Origin of the sequence: Mesorhizobium sp. M0621 (assembly GCF_040320745.1) — a bacterium.
Taxonomy (GTDB): Bacteria; Pseudomonadota; Alphaproteobacteria; order Rhizobiales; family Rhizobiaceae; genus Mesorhizobium.
The window spans coordinates 93,459-109,381 of sequence record NZ_JAMYQF010000002.1; the positions used below are offsets into that span (position 1 = coordinate 93,459).

Genomic DNA, 15,923 nt, shown 5'->3' on the forward strand with positions numbered 1-15,923 from the left:
AGGTCACCTGTCCATTTCCTGAGCGCGCGCCTGAGCCCGCTGGAAGAGCATGATCGGCACGATCAGCAGCAACAGCAGGATGACGGCGACGGCCGACGATACCGGCCAATCGCGATTGGCGAAGAACTCGTTCCACAGCGTCTTGCCGATCATCAGCGTCTGCGACCCGCCGAGCAGATCGGGAATGACGAATTCGCCGACGGCTGGAATGAACACCAGCAGACAGCCGGCGATGACGCCGGGCAGCGACAGCGGGAAGGTGATCTTCCAAAAAGCGCTGGTTGGCGGACAGCCGAGATCCTTTGCCGCCTCGATCAGCGAATAATCCATCTTCTCGAGAGCGGAATAGAGCGGCAGCACCATGAACGGCAGGTAGGAATAGACGATGCCGATGAAGATCGCCGTATAAGTGTTGAGGATGATCAGCGGCTGGTGGATGACGCCGGTGGCGAGCAGCAGCTGATTGAGCAGTCCCTCGGGCTTGAGAATGCCGATCCAGGCGTAGACGCGGATCAGGAACGAGGTCCAGAACGGCAGGATCACCAGCATCAGCAAGGTTGGGCGGATCGTCGCTGGCGCGCGTGCCATGCCGTAGGCGATCGGATAGCCGACGAGCAATGTCAGCATCGTCGAGATCGCGGCGATGATGACGCTGGTCACATAGGCGTTGAAGTAGAGCGCGTCCTGCGTCAGCCAGGTGTAATTGTCGAGGCTGAGTTGTTTCAGCTGAGCAACAAACCCGGAAATACCGCCGCTGAAATCGAGTGCCGGCGTATAGGGCGGAATGGCGATCGCCGTCTGCGACAGCGAAATCTTGAAGACGATGACGAACGGAATGAGAAAGAAGAACAGCAGCCAGACATAGGGGATGATGATGACCAGGCGGCCAACGAAGGCAGCGCCCAGCCTGGCGAAGGGGGATTTGCCGGCATTGGTTGCCGGAGAGGCTGATGCGGTGGTGACGGCGGCGCTCGACATGGTCGCCCCTACCGCTTCAGCACGACGCCGGCGTCGGGCCGGAAGGAAACCCAGGCGCGGTCGTTCCAGCTCAACGGATCCTCGGTGATGCGGGCCGCGTTCATGGTGCTCGCGCGCACCACCTGCCCGTCGTCCAGCCTGACGTGATAGACGGTCATGTCGCCGAGATAGGCGATGTCGTAGACCTCGCCCTCGATGGCGTTGACAGCCTCGGCCGGCTTCTTCGACGACACCTTGATCTTTTCCGGCCTGATGGCGAAGGTGACAGCCGTCCCGGCACTGGCAGCGCCGGCATTGTCGGTGCGGATGGTGATGCCATTGCCGGCATCGATGCTGGCGCTACCGGCATCGCCACGCGCGATCTTGCCCTCGAACATGTTCACGTTGCCGACGAAACCGGCGACGAAGCGCGACCCAGGCGCCTCGTAGACTTCGGCTGGCGTTGCCACCTGCATCACCTCGCCCTTGTCGATGATGGCGATGCGATCGGCCATGGTCATCGCCTCCTCCTGGTCATGGGTGACGACGACGAAGGTCAGGCCGAGGTTCTGCTGCAGGTCCATCAGTTCGAACTGCGTTTCCTCACGCAGCTTCTTGTCCAATGCGCCGAGCGGCTCGTCGAGCAGCAGCACCTTCGGCCGCTTGGCGACCGAGCGAGCGAGCGCGACGCGCTGGCGCTGGCCGCCGGACAGTTGGTGCGGCTTGCGCTTGGCGAACTGCTCGAGCTTGACCAGCTTCAGCATCTCGGCAACGCGCGACGCGATTTCGGGCTTCGACATGCCGTCCTGCTTGAGGCCGAAAGCAATGTTGTTCTCAACCGTCATATGCGGGAACAGCGCATAGGACTGGAACATCATGTTGACCGGCCGGCGATAGGGCGGGATGCCGCGCAGATCCTGGCCATCGAGCAGGATACGGCCGGCCGTCGGCTCCTCGAACCCGGCGAGCATCCTGAGCAGCGTCGATTTTCCGCAACCAGAGGCGCCGAGCAGGGCGAAGAACTCGCGCTCGAAGACGGTCAGCGACAGATTGTTGACGGCGGTGAAGTCACCGAACCTCTTGGTGACGTTGTCGAACTGGATATATGGCTTGGCGTTCGGGTCGTTCCACGGCGCAAAATCCCTGCGGATGCTGCCAAGCGATTTCATGTCCCACTCCGTCCTGATTCTTGCTTTCTTGCCCCAGAAAGAATGGTCCCAGCAGGTGGCTGCCGGGACCATGTCGGATTTGCTTACTGGCCAGTGACGATCTTGGTCCAAGTGCGCGTGATGACGCGCTGGGTCTTGGGATCGTATGGCGAGACGGTGTAGAGATTCTTTATCGTCTCGGCGTCGGGATAAACCGACGGGTCATCCAACAGTGCCTTGTCGACGAACTGCTGCGAAGCCTTGTTGCCGTTTGCGTAGAGCACGTAGTTCGACGACTTGGCGATCACCTCGGGCGTCATCATGTAGTTGATGAACTCGAGCGCCTCGGCGACATGCGGCGCATCGGCGGGGATCGCCATCTGGTCGAACCACATCTGCGCGCCCTCCTTCGGCACGGAATAGCCGATTTCGACGCCCTGCTTGGCCTCGACCGCGCGGTTGCGGGCCTGAAACACGTCACCCGACCAGCCGACCGCCAGGCAGATGTCGCCATTGGCGAGCGCGTTGATGTATTCGGAGGAGTGGAATTTTCGGATATAAGGCCGGACCTTGAGCAAAGTCTCCTCGGCTTTGGCGATATCGTCAGGCGACGTGCTGTTCGGATCGAGGTTGAGATATTTCAACGCCGCCGGAATGATGTCTGCGGGCGAGTCCAGCACGTAGACGCCGCAGTCCTTCAATTTGGCAAGGCTGTCGGGATTGAAGAAGACATCCCAGCTGTCGATCTTGTCGGTGCCGAGTGCCGCCTGCACCTTCTTGATGTTGTAGCCGATACCAACCGTACCCCACATGTAGTTGACCGAGTATTCGTTGCCGGGGTCGTATTTGGCGGTTCGCTCGGTGACGGTGTCCCACATGTTGGAAATGTTGGGCAGTTTCGACTTGTCGAGCTTCTGGAACACCCCGGCCTGGATCTGGCGTGCAAGGAAATTGCCGCTCGGCACGACAACGTCATAGCCGCTGCCGCCGGCAAGCAGCTTGGTTTCCAGGATTTCGTTGGAATCGAACGTGTCATAGACGACCTTGATGCCGGTTTGCTTGGTGAAATCGTCAATAATCGAACTGTCGATATAATCCGACCAGTTGAAGACATTGACGACGCGATCCTCGGCATGACCGCCGACAGTGAAAAGCGTCAGAAATACCGAAGTCGCCGAAAGCCAGAGCGCTTTGCGGATCATACTATTCTCCTTTGGTGAGTGTTCCTTCGCCGGCTCGTCGCGGTTCCAGCGCGGCCGGGCATTTGTTTCAGGCTATTGAGCTTTCCAAAAAGCGACAAGCGTGAACTGCCGGCGCTATGCAGGCAGTTCGATGAGCGGCAGGCGTTGCGTCGTCGCTGGGACTCGTGTGGCGTGCAGATGCCGTCATAGGCTTTCGCCGTGGCGCGGGCAGAGATACGACGATATGGTCCGGTCTCAATCTGACCGGCTGGGAGACTTGGCAAGATAGGCCTGTCTTGTTGTTGCCGTATTCCCAGCCTGCCCGCGCGGCAGCGACGTTGTCAATGGCAAAGCTGCAGGCCGCCTCAATTAGGCGATGGCACCCCGGTTACCCCTGCACGCTCGGGCCGTGTCTGGCGCTTGAATTCGAGCCCGATATGGACGAGCAGCGCCGTGACCACCACCGCGCCACCGATGATGGTGCGCCCCGATGGCACCTCGGAATGGATGAGCCAGACCCATATCGGGCCGAGGATCGGCTCGAACGTGCCGAGCAGTGCTGCTATTGCCGCCGGTATCAGCCGCGCGCCGGTGGCGAAGAAGGCGAGGCCGAGGCCCAGATTGACCACGCCGAAGACAAAGAGAAAGCCCATGTCACTGGTCGACACAGCGAATGTCGATGCCTGCGAGGCGGCAAAGCCTGCCGCAAGCATGGTGCCGAGGCAGGTCGCCGGCGTCATGCGCACGCTGGAAAACCGCCGGGTGATGACGGTGGCGATCGAGAACATGACCGCGATCAACAGCGCCAGCCCGTCGCCTATCGGCGAGACGGCGCCATCGAGCGATTCCGACACCATGATGGCGACGCCGGCGATGACGGCGGCAATCGCCAGCCAGGTCGCGACACCAACTCTTTCACGAAACAGCGCCCAGGCAAACAGCGCCGCCAGCAGCGGCACGCCGGCCTGCATCAACAGGATGTTGGCGACGGTGGTGTAGGCAAGTGCCACGACGAACGCGGTCGATGCGGTGGCGAAGCAGACCCCGACGGCAAGGCCGGGCAGACCCATGTCGCGGAACATTTTCAACATGCCGCGCCAGCCGTCGCGCCAGACCATGAAGCCGATCAGAAAGGCCGCTGCCCAGATGGAGCGCCAGAAAATAACCGTCCAGCTGTCGCCGGTGGTGATGAAGCGGGCGATGGTACCGCCGAAACTCCACATCAGCGCCGACAGGAAGACCAAAAGCATGCCGACACGCTCCTCGCGCGGCGAGACGGCTGGCGATGCGACGATCGGCGATGCGGTATCGATCATGGCTTCTACTGTCAGCGTTTTCGGCGCTGCACGATGCGCAATGGGCGACAGAAACGTGCCGTTTTCGCCTAATACATCAGCAACGGCCGGGCGTGATCCAGCTTCACGTTCCCCTTTGGCGCACTGGTCAGACGCCTGGACCAAATTCGCCCTGCTAGCGTTGTCTGATCATCCCTACCTAGGAGGAAGCCTTCCTGTTGCCCCGAATTAGCCGCCAAAGGCCGGCCAACGGAACCAGCAGAATCAGTCCGAATTTCTTCAAGGCGATGAGGGCCACCGCCAGAAGACCAGCCTTTGCCGCCAATTTCCCGGCGATGAGGCCGCCAATCCCAACCGCGGCGACGGTGTCGGTGCCGGGCAGGAAATCCGTGTATCTCTTGCCCGCGCTAAAGCCCGCCAGGCCAAGCACTTCATCCAGGCTCTGCTTTATCTCCGGCAACTGCTCCACATTGGCGATGTAACTCATCACGAAGACCCCCTCCCTGCCAAGGAAACGGACATCGTAGTTGAGCGTGTGGACGGCGTCGTTTCCGAACTGGAGTTCCTTGGCCCAATGCAGACGCTTGTTGACGGCATCATAGACTGGCGGCGAAGCCCAGCCGATCAACGTGATGGGCGGAAAACCGTCCTTCACCCGTTGATCGTTGCCCGACAAAGTATCGGCTTTCATGCTGCTCAACAGTTCGGTGTAATTGATGGAGGCAGCGTCACCATCATCGACATAACCGATCTTTTCCCAGCGCAGCTCTATGCCCCAATTGTTGTCGGCGATGGGATCATAATTGCTCGGGAAGATCATGCCGATCGCGTCGGAACCGGCGTCGGGTGGGTTACCCCAAGCCTCGGTCAGGACCGAGACGGCGTCCTTCTTATTCAGAAAGTAGAACTTGCCCTTGAGATCGAGGTGAATGCCTTCGGCGAGGTCTATCGGTCCGGTCTTTGGATCTATCTTGTCCAGGAATGCCTTGCCGGCATCATTGTACTGTTTGTAGGAGCTGAAGAAATCCGAGGATTTTTCTGCATACGCAGATGAAGCTGAGAGGGCAAATGTCAGCCCAAGCCAAAAAACCGTCCTGCCCATCGCCGCCCCCCAGCCTTGCGCAATTCGTTTTTGATATCCCGTTGTCATTTCCGAATCAATATTTCGATCGACAATACTTTGCGGCGAAGGTCGGCAGTTTCTTCCGCAAAGCCGGATGACCTTCCTTGCAGGCTCGCGCCGCTACTGGAAATCGAAGGCGCTCAAGCCCGTCACCATCTCGTCGAGGCCGAGCGGGCGCGTCACCGGCGGCTCGGCGCGCGCCAGGCAGCCGACGCGTTCGCAAAGCCGGCACGCAGGCCCGACCGGCGTCGCCGCGACACTGCCGGCCTTTGCAGCGATTGCCGCACCGGGCAGCGCCGCGCCATAGACGATGTCGTCGCGAAAGCCGATGTCGCAACCGAGCAGCAGCGCCGTGCGGCGCGGGCGTTCCGAGAACGCGCCTTGCGGTCCTTCCAGCGTGCGGGCGATGCATAGGAACTCGGCGCCGTCGGGCATTTCCACCGCCTCGACGAAGATCTGGCCGGGCTGGGTGAAGGCGACATGCACGGGCAGTTTGGGACAGGCGCCGCCGAAGCGGCTTTGCGGAAAGCCCTGACTGCCGACCTTGCGGAAGCGGTTGCCGGCATTGTCGACCTCCAGCATGAAGAACGGCACGCCTGAGGCACCCTGCCGTTGCAGCATGGTCAGCCGGTTTGCGGCCTGTTCGAAGGAGACGCCGAAGCGCGAACGCAGGACATCGATGTCGTAGCGGGCGCGCACGGCAGCAGCATGAAAGGCCTGGTAGGGCATCATCAGTGCATGCGCCGCATAGCGGCCGAGTTCGAAGCGGGCGAGCCGGCGGGCCTCGTCGGTGGTCAGCTTGAGCGCCTGGATCTCGCCGGCGACCGCGACCGTCATGCGGATCAGGCACGCCTCCATCGCCACTTCGCGCAACTGGTCGAACGGCGACAGCCGCTCGGACAGGAACAGGCGCTGCGAGTGGCGATCGTAGCGGCGGCGCCAGTTCGGCATGGTGGCGACCGGCAGCACCTTGACCACGATGCCGTATTCGCGCTTCAGCCAGGCCTTCAGCGCGCCGAACAGATCGTCGCCGGGATCGAGCAGCGAGGTGAACGCCGCGGCTTCTTCCTCAAGGGCTGCGAAATGGTTCGGCCGGCGCTCAAAAATCTCGTGCACCTCGTCGATCGGCAGGCGGGCGCCGGAAAGTGCTGTGGCCCGACCTTCGCGGGCGAGAAGCTCGTTGAGGTCTGACAGGCGCTCGGCCTGTTCGCGATAGGCGCGGAACAGTTTTATCACCGCCGCCGACGCATTGGGTGCCGCCTCGGCAAGCTCGATCAGTTCCTGATCGCCGGGTAACTCGCCGACCAGCAGAGGATCGGTGAATACCTCTCTCAAGGCGGCGACAGACCCCCTTGCCTCGCCTTGCAGTTCGTGCGGATCGACCTTGTAGACGGACGCCAGTTTCAGGATCAGCTGCACCGTCAGCGGTCGCTGGTTGCGCTCGATCAGATTGAGGTAGGATGGCGAGATACCGAGGCCCTCGGCCATCGCCGTCTGGGTCAGGCCCTTGGCGTTGCGGATGCGGCGGATGCGCGGCCCGGCAAATATCTTCTGGTCAGCCATCGACTGTCCTTGACAGGAATTTACACAGGTTTCGCGGCAACCTCACTGCGTTGCCTTTTACAATCATGACAAATTTACAGCGCTCGCCTGTCAAACGCAACACAGGTTTTCTCTTATCTCTCGCCAATTTCCTTGATTTTTCTGGTCTGTTTCGCACCGCAATGTAAATTCAGTCATATTCCGGCGCACAGATGATTGATGCCCGGACACGGGTGCAGCAATCCTTCGGAGTGACCAATGACTGATTTTTACAACCTCGTCCCATCGGCGCCGGAAGGTCGCTTCGACGGAATCGAACGGCCCTATTCCGCGGAAGATGTGAAGCGGCTGCGCGGCTCGGTGCAGATCCGCCAGAGCCTTGCCGAGATGGGCGCCAACCGGCTGTGGAAGCTCATCCACGAGGAGGACTTCGTCAACGCGCTCGGCGCCATGTCCGGCAACCAGGCGATGCAGCAGGTGCGCGCCGGACTGAAGGCGATCTACCTGTCGGGCTGGCAGGTTGCCGCCGACGCCAACACGGCTGGCGCGATGTATCCGGACCAGTCGCTCTATCCGGCCAATGCGGCGCCCGAACTGGTCAAGCGCATCAACCGCACGCTGCAGCGCGCCGACCAGATCGAGACCTCCGAAGGCAATGGACTCTCGGTCGAGACCTGGTTCGCGCCGATCGTCGCCGACGCGGAAGCCGGCTTCGGCGGACCGCTCAACGCATTCGAGATCATGAAGGCATTCATCGAGGCGGGTGCCGCCGGCGTCCACTACGAGGATCAGCTGGCATCGGAAAAGAAGTGCGGCCATCTCGGCGGCAAGGTGCTGATCCCGACCGCGGCGCACATCCGCAACCTCAACGCCGCACGCCTGGCGGCGGACGTGATGGGCACGCCGACCCTGGTCGTCGCGCGCACCGACGCGGAAGCCGCCAAGCTGCTCACCTCCGACATCGATGAACGCGACCAGCCTTTCGTCGACTACGGCGCCGGGCGCACAGTGGAAGGTTTCTACAACGTCAGGAACGGCATCGAGCCCTGCATTGCCCGCGCCATCGCCTATGCGCCTTACGCGGATCTGATCTGGTGCGAGACCTCGAAGCCGGACCTGGCGCAGGCCAGGAAATTCGCCGAGGACGTGCGCAAACATCACCCCGACAAGCTGCTCGCCTACAATTGCTCGCCATCGTTCAACTGGAAGAAGAACCTCGACGACGCGACGATCGCCCGGTTCCAGAAGGAGCTCGGCGCCATGGGCTACAAGTTCCAGTTCATCACGCTCGCCGGCTTCCACCAGCTCAACTACGGCATGTTCGAACTGGCCCGCGGCTACAAGGCACGGCAGATGGCGGCCTATTCCGAGCTGCAGGAAGCGGAGTTCGCGGCGGAGGCCAATGGCTACACCGCGACCAAGCACCAGCGCGAGGTCGGCACCAGCTATTTCGACGCCGTGTCGATGGCGATCACCGGCGGCCAGTCATCAACCACCGCCATGCATGAATCGACCGAGCACGCGCAGTTCAAACCGGCCGCGGAATAGCGACCACAGAAATACAGAGGAAACGCCCAGCAGGGCTTGGGATACAAGGAGAAGACCAATGGCATCGATAAGCCGTGTCAAGGAACGCGCCGAGGAACAGTCCACGACGATGAGCGTCGACCAGCAAGCGACGATCCGCATGCTGGCCAACGATCTGCACCGCCTCAACCAGTCGGTGATGAAGGCGGTCGAGGCAGGCGTCTCGGTGGAACTCGTGCGCTCGGCACGTCATCACGGCGGCGACGGCAACTGGGGCGATCTGCTGATCCCGGTGATCGTCACGCAGCAGGGCCACGGCTGATCGCAATCCGTGCAACCGCCCCTTCACCTGCGCGGCCTCCGCGCAGGTGAATTCTCTTTTTATGAAATGCCGGTGTGGACAGTTCAGTACAGTAGCGTTGCTTGAAATTCACTGCTCTGAGTATGAATTCGGGGTCTTTTATTTCAACTTGACATGGACCACGATCTCACGCCAATTGCGCCCCAGATTCAACTCTGCATTGAAATGGGGGCGAGCTTCTTGGTCGACTTGTGTGCCCAGTGAATCGTGAAGGCGAGACTCCAAGACATCTGAATGGGGTGACCCGCGACGCAACCATGGAGGCGATCCGTGATCCGTCGCAGGTGCTTGTCATCTGCAAATCGCCAATCAATCGCGTGGTGATTTCGAAAATCGTCGAGCGATCCGGGCTCAAGCCAATCTCGGAATCTCCCGACACGGCGGTAAGGACCTTGCGGTCCCTCATTCCTGGTGTGGTTGTCCTTGACGGCGGCGCCGACAACAAGGACTGCGACAATCTTATGTCCAGCATCGGCGCGTTGCGGCGCGCCTCGGGCAAATCGCTGCCACCGGTGATCCTGCTTTCGACCAAAAATGGCACTACGGAAAGCCTGGGCCTGTCTGACATTATCGACGTGGTGGTCGCCAAGCCGATCACGCCCGAACGGCTGCAACCGGTGATCGATCGCTTGGTAGGCCGCTAGAGCATAGGCGGTTTCCGGGGATCAGCCTTCGCCCACGATGCTTTCAACCAATTCCGGCAGTTGTCCGAGATCGGATATCTGGCGGAACCTCGATTCGGCCACCGGAGCCTCGACATGCTCGAGCACCCAGGTCAGTTCATGCGGCACATGGACACCCCAACCGCCGGCCTCGATGGCCGGCACCACGTCCGACTTCAGCGAGTTGCCGACCATCATGCTTTTTGCCGGACCGTCGCCGTGCCGGCTGAAGATCCTGCCATAGGTGGCGGCGTTCTTGTCGCTGACGATCTCGACCGCGTCGAATAATTCGCCCAGGCCTGACCCGGCCAGCTTGCGCTCTTGGTCGAAGAGATCGCCCTTGGTGATCAGCACAAGGCGGAATGCGCCGGCAAGATTCTCGACCGTCTCGCGCGCATGCGGCAAGACCTCGATCGGATGGCTAAGCATCTCGCGGCCGGCATCGAGAATCCCGGATATGACCGAGGCCGGCACGCGACCTTGCGTGACCTCGATCGCCGTTTCGATCATCGACAGGGTAAATCCCTTGATGCCGAAGCCATAGACGGCAAGGTTGCGCCTTTCGGCCTCCAGCAATCGCGCCGAGATGTGCTCAACTTCGCCATGATCGGCAAGCATGGCGGCAAAATGCTTCTCGGTCAGACGGAAGAACTGTTCGTTCTGCCAGAGCGTGTCGTCGGCGTCGAAGCCGATCGTCGTCAGTTTGCCGTCGTGCCGCATGCAATTTCTCGATTGAGATTGGGGTCTCGATTGGGATCGGGATTGCGGAAACTAAGCCGATTGGCGCGATTTTCAACCGTGTCGGCCAATGCCCGGCGCGGCTCCCCTTCCCTTCCATGGAGGGGCACGGCTATACTCCACAATCCGCAACCCAATCTGGTGAATGATGCCGCCTGCAAAAAAGGAAGTCCGTCCGTCGAGCCGCGGAGGACGCGCCCGCACGCCTGCCTTCGTGAAAAACCAACGTGGCGTCAAGAACTGGAAGGAAGTCAGCGCCTGGCTGGAGTGGCGCGGCATCGAGGACATCGAGTGCATCACGCCTGATCAGGCCGGTGTCGCGCGCGGCAAGATGATGCCATCGAAGAAATTCACCTCCAACACCTCGCTGGCGCTGCCGTCGGCGGTCTTCATGACGACGATTTCCGGTGGCTACCCCGAGGATGGCAACGGCTTCCATTATCCGGAAGACGACGGCGACCTCAAACTGATGCCGGACCTGTCGACGTTGACAGTAGTGCCCTGGGAAGAAGACCCGACGGCCGCTGTCATCTGCGACCTTGTCCACCAGGACGGTCGGTCGGTCGAATTCACGCCGCGCAACGTGTTGAAACGCGTGGTTGCCGCCTATGACAAGCTCGGCCTGAAGCCGGTGGTGGCGCCCGAGATCGAGTTCTACCTGGTGCGCAAGAATCCCGATCCGGACTATCCGCTGACCCCGCCGGTGGGCCGGTCCGGACGCGCGATCGGCGGCGGCGCCGGCTATTCGATCGCCGGCGTCAACGAATTCGACGAACTGATCGACGACATCTACCATTTCTCCGAAAGCCAGGGCCTGGAGATCGATACGCTGATCCATGAGGAGGGCGCCGGCCAGTTGGAGATTAACCTGCGCCACGGCGATCCGATCGAACTGGCCGACCAGGTGTTCATGTTCAAGCGCACCATTCGCGAGGCAGCGCTGAAACACGAAATCTATGCCACCTTCATGGCCAAGCCGATCCAGGGGCAGCCTGGCTCGGCCATGCATATCCATCAGTCGATCATCGACAAGAAGACCGGGCAGAACATCTTTTCGGCGGCTGACGGCTCGGAAACCGAAAACTTCTTCCATTTCATCGGCGGCATGCAGAAGCATGTGCCGAACGCGCTGGTGATGTTCGCGCCCTATGTCAATTCCTACCGCCGGCTGACCCAGGCGGCGTCGGCGCCGGTCAACAACAAATGGGGCTATGACAACCGCACAACGGCGTTTCGCGTGCCACGTTCGGACCCGGCGGCGCGGCGCGTCGAAAACCGCATCCCCTCCTCCGACGCCAACCCCTATCTGGCGCTGGCGGCATCGCTTGCCTGCGGGCTGATCGGCATCACCAGGAAGATCAAGGCCGAGCCTCCCGTCCTGACCACCGCCAATGCCGACGAGATCGATCTGCCGCGCAGCCTGCTCGAAGCCGTCGACCTGTTCGAAGGCGACGAGGAACTCTGCGCGCTGCTGGGCAAATCCTTCGCCGCGACCTATGCGGCCATTAAGCGGGCAGAATTCGAGACGTTCATGGAAGTGATCAGCCCGTGGGAGCGGGAGTATTTGTTGCTGAATGTCTAGGGGAATAAGGGAATAAGGGAGTAAGGCAGTAGGGCAGTAGGGCAGTAGGGCAGTAGGGGATGATGGCGAAGATCGATTCGTACAGGGATTTGATCGTCTGGCAGCAGGCCATGGACTTGGCGGTATCAATCTACGAGGTGACAAAAGCCTGGCCGAAAGAGGAAATCTATGGATTGACAGCTCAGCTACGGCGAGCAGCTATCTCGGTGCCTGCCAATATCGCCGAGGGTTATGGTCGAGAAAGCCGAGCTTCCTATCAACAATTTCTGAGAATCGCGCAGGGATCCCTCAAGGAGTTGGAGACCCATCTGCTGATCGCACAACGCGTCGGAATCGCTTCACATGTGGCCGTCGAACCGTTGACGATCCGCAGCGAGAGCGTCGGAACGCTCTTGCGGCTTCTGATCCGTAAATTGTCACCCGAATAATCCTCACCTACTGCCCTACTGCCCTACTGCCCTAGGACTTCTCATGCCCTACCAATCCCCGATTTCCCCTGGCCGTTCCTGGTACGAGGACAGCGCCGGACCAAGACCCGAATACCCAAGCCTCGATGGCGACCGTACCTGCGACGTCGTCATTGTCGGCGGCGGCTTCACCGGCTTGTCGGCGGCGGCGCATCTGGCCAAGGCTGGAGCGGATGTCGTGCTGATCGAGGCGTATCGCTTCGGAGATGGCGCTTCTGGGCGCAATGGTGGTCAACTTGGCACCGGCCAGCGTGCCTGGGCCGAAGACCTGGAAGCCGAATATGGCTTTTCCCGCGCCAAGGCGCTGTTCGATCTCGCCGAAGAGGCGAAGACGCATCTCCTCGAATTCGCCGCTGCCAACCAGATCGATATCGACTACATGCCGGGCCAGCTTTCGGTAGCGCACAAGCCGCGCTACGTCGACGACTACAAGGCGCATGCCGAGATCATGGCGAGCCGTTTTTCCTATCCGCATATCTCGTTCATGGATGCCAGGGAGACGGCGGAGCGGCTGGGATCGACCGCCTACTTTGGCGGGACGCGCGACACCGGCACTGGCCACATCCATCCGATGAAGCTGGTGATCGGTACGGCGCGGGTGGCAGCGCTTGCCGGCGCGCAGCTGTTCGAGGGGACGCCATCGACCGGCATCATTTCCAGTGGCGGCAAGGTCAAGATTTCGACACCGAGAGGCACGCTGACAGCGCAGAAATGCCTGATCGCGGTCAACGCCTATGGCGGCACGCTCGAGCCGGTGAGTGCGGCGCACATCATGCCGATCGGTTCGTTCATCGGCGCGACGGTGCCTCTGGGAGCGGACTCGAACGTGTTGCCGGGTGGCGAGGCGGTCGACGATTCCCGCTTCGTCGTGCGCTATTTCCGCAAGTCAAGGGATGGCCGGCTGCTGTTTGGCGGGCGCGAGATCTATGGCGTCAACGATCCGAAGGATATCCACATTCACATCCGCCGCCAGATCGCGGAACTCTACCCGGCACTGAGGGATGTCGAGATCACGCATGGCTGGGGCGGCTATGTCGGCATCACGGTGCCGAGAAAGCCGTTCGTGCGCGAAGTGATGCCCAATGTCATCTCGGCCGGCGGCTATTCCGGCCACGGCGTCATGCTGTCGAACTTCTTCGGCAAGCTCTATGCCGAAACCGTTGCCGGCAACCGCGACCGGCTGAAGCTGATCGAGGATCTGAAAATCCCACCGTTCCCTGGCGGTCGGCGCTTCCGCACGCCGCTGCTGTTTCTGGCGCTCAACTGGTTTGCTTTGCGCGACAGGATCTAGGGTTGTTCCCACTTTTCGGGATTGCGTTTCGGCTGGACAAGATCGCTCTGAATTCCTGTAATATTGCTGTAATATTTGTTGCCGTAGCGGCACATTGCGGAATCCCCATCAAAGGTGCAGAATCGGCTGGGAAGGCGTAGTGATGCCACAATCGCCGGCAAAAGATGCCGGCTGTGGGCGACTGATGGGGAATTCTGCGGGTTTGCCCGCTTTGGTTTCTTGGGACCGATGCAGATCTTTAGCCAGGTTCTTGGCATTCGATCGAAAGAACATTGGCTCACTTATGGAGGTGGCAAAAGTGAAAGAGCCCTTCAGTTTCGGTACGCCGGAACGTCGGCGCTTTGCCATGCAGTTCGGATACGACATGCGGCCGTCCTTCTGGCAGGGAGTCCGTTCGAACTCGCATCTGGTGATCGCCGCAATCGGCACTGCCGCGTTGCTTGGCGTCGCTGCCGTGGCGCTATGGCTGGCATTGCCGGCCGGCGACAGGCAAGCGTCAGCAAGCCCCGAGCAGACAATTCCAGCGATTCCGGTGAAGACGACGAAAATAGCCCCGGTGGGGGCCGGAGTCGCCGCCACAACCGTGCCGCAGACGCGCAAGCCTGACGCGGTTTCGACCGCCACGGCCGCTCAAGCCAACGTACAAGCGCTCGCGGCCAATGATCCGCGCTGGACCGATTCGCAGCCGAAGGCTGCATCCGCTTCCGACTCGACTGCTCCAAGCCAGGCTGAACAGACGCCGGACAAGCCGGCGGCGGCATTCGCGCAGCCGGCAGCCGATACCGATGCCACCGCTGAACTTGCCAAAGTTGCCGCACCCCCCGCGGCCGCGGGCAGCCATCCCGATGGCGCACAAACCGCCGCCATCCCCGCAGTGAAGCCGCCAGTGCCGGCTCAGCAGCCAGCGGCAACAGAAGGCGACGACAGCCAGGCCAAGGCGAAGCCTGGGAAGGTCGCAGCCGCCGGAACGGGGCGTATCCTGAGGACCGTGACCATGCGTAGCGGGCCGAAGAAGAATGCCGCCGCCGTCGGCACGGTGCCGGCCAGGACCTCGGTGCAGGTGGTGAGCTGCAAGCAATGGTGCCAGATCACCTACAACGGCAAGACCGGCTGGGTCTACAAGAGCTACATCAAGACCGGCGCCTGACGCCACCGACCTGCCGCCAAGTGCGCTGCCACTTTCAGGCATTTTGACTTGCGCATGATCCGTTCCGAAAATCGGTGCCGATTTTTCGGAGTCATGTGTTGGCGCCTTCAAATGCAGCGGCCGCCGTCGACCTCCAGTGCCACGCCGGTAATGAAGGCGGCTTCGTCGGAGGCCAGCCAGAGTGCGGCGTTGGCGATGTCGAGCGGCGTCGAAAGCCGGCCGAGCGGGATCGATGCGCGGAACTTCTCGCGGATTTCGGGTGTGTCGGCGCCCATGAATTTCTCCAGCATCCCGGTCTCGCCGGCAACCGGGCAGAGGCAGTTGACGCGGATGTTCTTCGGCGCCAGCTCAACCGCCATCGACTTGGTGGCGGTGATCGCCCAGCCTTTCGACGCATTGTACCAGGTGAGGCCGGGCCGCGGCCGCAGACCCGCGGTTGAGGCCGTGGTCAAGATGACGCCACCGCCTTGCCGCTCCATGATCGGCACCACGGCAAGTGCTGCGTGATAGATCGCCTTCATGTTGACCGATGTGATCAGGTCGAAGGTTTCCTCGTCGACATTGAGCATGTCGCCGTTGCGATGGGTGTAGCCGGCATTGTTGACCATGATGTCGATGCGGCCGAAGGCGCTCTTCGCGGCATAGACCATCTCGTCGAATTCGGAGCGCAGCGAAACATCTGTCTGGGTCCAGATCGCCGCTTCACCGATCTCGCCGGCGACACGCTCCGCGCCCTTGGCATTGAGATCGGCGACAACGACCCTGGCGCCCTCCTCTGCAAAGCGCCTGGCGATGCCTTCGCCAAAACCCGACGCAGCACCGGTGATGACGGCAACCTTGTTTTCCAGACGCATGATTTTCCCGTTCATGATTGGTGACGATCGACCGTCACGCCAATAATG

15 protein-coding genes are annotated in these 15,923 nt (G+C 61.2%); 7 read left to right on the plus strand and 8 right to left on the minus strand.

Going from position 1 to position 15,923, the window contains the following annotated elements; genetic code table 11:
- Positions 1-3: 3 nt before the first annotated feature.
- The 6 genes from NKI38_RS02015 to NKI38_RS02040 all read right to left on the minus strand — a co-directional run bounded on the left by NKI38_RS02015 (position 4) and on the right by NKI38_RS02040 (position 7,267).
- A complete protein-coding gene (locus tag NKI38_RS02015; RefSeq protein WP_352654372.1) occupies positions 4-978 on the minus strand; it encodes an ABC transporter permease subunit in 975 nt (324 codons plus the stop codon).
- Between the two features lie 8 nt (positions 979-986).
- Complete coding sequence (locus tag NKI38_RS02020) at positions 987-2,126, minus strand: ABC transporter ATP-binding protein (RefSeq protein WP_352654373.1); 1,140 nt, start codon at positions 2,124-2,126, stop codon at positions 987-989.
- Positions 2,127-2,209: 83 nt separating this feature from the next.
- The gene (locus NKI38_RS02025; RefSeq protein ID WP_352654375.1) at positions 2,210-3,307 is read right to left on the minus strand and encodes a polyamine ABC transporter substrate-binding protein; all 1,098 of its coding nucleotides are present in this window, start codon (positions 3,305-3,307) and stop codon (positions 2,210-2,212) included.
- A gap of 344 nt (positions 3,308-3,651) precedes the next feature.
- Positions 3,652-4,602, minus strand: coding sequence for a DMT family transporter (locus tag NKI38_RS02030; RefSeq protein WP_352654377.1), 951 nt, complete (start codon positions 4,600-4,602; stop codon positions 3,652-3,654).
- 178 nt (positions 4,603-4,780) lie between these two features.
- The gene (locus tag NKI38_RS02035) at positions 4,781-5,731 is read right to left on the minus strand and encodes a DUF2167 domain-containing protein (RefSeq protein WP_352654379.1); all 951 of its coding nucleotides are present in this window, start codon (positions 5,729-5,731) and stop codon (positions 4,781-4,783) included.
- Positions 5,732-5,824: 93 nt separating this feature from the next.
- Entirely contained in the window at positions 5,825-7,267 is a 1,443-nt protein-coding gene (locus NKI38_RS02040) for a helix-turn-helix domain-containing protein (RefSeq protein WP_352654381.1), read from the minus strand.
- 237 nt (positions 7,268-7,504) lie between these two features.
- On the opposite strand from NKI38_RS02040, the gene aceA reads away from it, so the two are divergent.
- From aceA to NKI38_RS02055, 3 genes are all read left to right on the plus strand, one after another.
- Positions 7,505-8,794 (plus strand): isocitrate lyase, encoded by a 1,290-nt coding sequence (gene aceA, locus NKI38_RS02045; RefSeq protein WP_352654382.1) that lies wholly within the window; start codon positions 7,505-7,507, stop codon positions 8,792-8,794.
- A 58-nt stretch (positions 8,795-8,852) separates the two neighbouring features.
- Positions 8,853-9,095 (plus strand): SMc00767 family acetate metabolism repressor, encoded by a 243-nt coding sequence (locus NKI38_RS02050; RefSeq protein ID WP_352629639.1) that lies wholly within the window; start codon positions 8,853-8,855, stop codon positions 9,093-9,095.
- 239 nt (positions 9,096-9,334) lie between these two features.
- Complete coding sequence (locus NKI38_RS02055; RefSeq protein WP_502899235.1) at positions 9,335-9,778, plus strand: ANTAR domain-containing protein; 444 nt, start codon at positions 9,335-9,337, stop codon at positions 9,776-9,778.
- A gap of 21 nt (positions 9,779-9,799) precedes the next feature.
- Here the strand turns inward: NKI38_RS02055 and NKI38_RS02060 are convergent, their stop codons facing one another.
- On the minus strand, positions 9,800-10,516 hold the full coding sequence (locus tag NKI38_RS02060) for an HAD family hydrolase (RefSeq protein ID WP_352654385.1): 717 nt from the start codon (positions 10,514-10,516) through the stop codon (positions 9,800-9,802).
- Between the two features lie 163 nt (positions 10,517-10,679).
- Here NKI38_RS02060 and NKI38_RS02065 point away from each other — a divergent pair, with 163 nt between their 5' ends.
- The 4 genes from NKI38_RS02065 (at position 10,680) to NKI38_RS02080 (ending at position 15,021) form a co-directional block, all read left to right on the plus strand.
- Positions 10,680-12,116, plus strand: a complete 1,437-nt coding sequence (locus NKI38_RS02065) for a glutamine synthetase family protein (protein WP_352654387.1) — start codon at positions 10,680-10,682, stop codon at positions 12,114-12,116.
- 62 nt (positions 12,117-12,178) lie between these two features.
- The gene (locus NKI38_RS02070; RefSeq protein WP_352654560.1) at positions 12,179-12,544 is read left to right on the plus strand and encodes a four helix bundle protein; all 366 of its coding nucleotides are present in this window, start codon (positions 12,179-12,181) and stop codon (positions 12,542-12,544) included.
- Between the two features lie 43 nt (positions 12,545-12,587).
- Complete coding sequence (locus tag NKI38_RS02075; RefSeq protein WP_352654389.1) at positions 12,588-13,874, plus strand: NAD(P)/FAD-dependent oxidoreductase; 1,287 nt, start codon at positions 12,588-12,590, stop codon at positions 13,872-13,874.
- A gap of 298 nt (positions 13,875-14,172) precedes the next feature.
- Positions 14,173-15,021 carry an SH3 domain-containing protein gene (locus NKI38_RS02080; RefSeq protein WP_352654391.1) on the plus strand — a complete coding sequence of 283 codons (849 nt, stop codon included), beginning with the start codon at positions 14,173-14,175 and terminating at the stop codon, positions 15,019-15,021.
- A 107-nt stretch (positions 15,022-15,128) separates the two neighbouring features.
- On the opposite strand, the gene NKI38_RS02085 is transcribed toward NKI38_RS02080, so the two are convergent.
- On the minus strand, positions 15,129-15,875 hold the full coding sequence (locus tag NKI38_RS02085) for an SDR family oxidoreductase (protein WP_352654393.1): 747 nt from the start codon (positions 15,873-15,875) through the stop codon (positions 15,129-15,131).
- Positions 15,876-15,923: the final 48 nt, after the last annotated feature.

Coding starts and splice junctions, on each gene's coding strand:
- NKI38_RS02015 (WP_352654372.1), bottom strand. CDS start 978: ATGTCGAGCGCCGCCGTCACCACCGCATCAGCCTCTCCGGCAACCAAT.
- NKI38_RS02020 (WP_352654373.1), bottom strand. CDS start 2,126: ATGAAATCGCTTGGCAGCATCCGCAGGGATTTTGCGCCGTGGAACGAC.
- NKI38_RS02025 (WP_352654375.1), bottom strand. CDS start 3,307: ATGATCCGCAAAGCGCTCTGGCTTTCGGCGACTTCGGTATTTCTGACG.
- NKI38_RS02030 (WP_352654377.1), bottom strand. CDS start 4,602: ATGATCGATACCGCATCGCCGATCGTCGCATCGCCAGCCGTCTCGCCG.
- NKI38_RS02035 (WP_352654379.1), bottom strand. CDS start 5,731: ATGACAACGGGATATCAAAAACGAATTGCGCAAGGCTGGGGGGCGGCG.
- NKI38_RS02040 (WP_352654381.1), bottom strand. CDS start 7,267: ATGGCTGACCAGAAGATATTTGCCGGGCCGCGCATCCGCCGCATCCGC.
- aceA (WP_352654382.1), top strand. CDS start 7,505: ATGACTGATTTTTACAACCTCGTCCCATCGGCGCCGGAAGGTCGCTTC.
- NKI38_RS02050 (WP_352629639.1), top strand. CDS start 8,853: ATGGCATCGATAAGCCGTGTCAAGGAACGCGCCGAGGAACAGTCCACG.
- NKI38_RS02060 (WP_352654385.1), bottom strand. CDS start 10,516: ATGCGGCACGACGGCAAACTGACGACGATCGGCTTCGACGCCGACGAC.
- NKI38_RS02065 (WP_352654387.1), top strand. CDS start 10,680: ATGATGCCGCCTGCAAAAAAGGAAGTCCGTCCGTCGAGCCGCGGAGGA.
- NKI38_RS02070 (WP_352654560.1), top strand. CDS start 12,179: ATGGCGAAGATCGATTCGTACAGGGATTTGATCGTCTGGCAGCAGGCC.
- NKI38_RS02075 (WP_352654389.1), top strand. CDS start 12,588: ATGCCCTACCAATCCCCGATTTCCCCTGGCCGTTCCTGGTACGAGGAC.
- NKI38_RS02085 (WP_352654393.1), bottom strand. CDS start 15,875: ATGCGTCTGGAAAACAAGGTTGCCGTCATCACCGGTGCTGCGTCGGGT.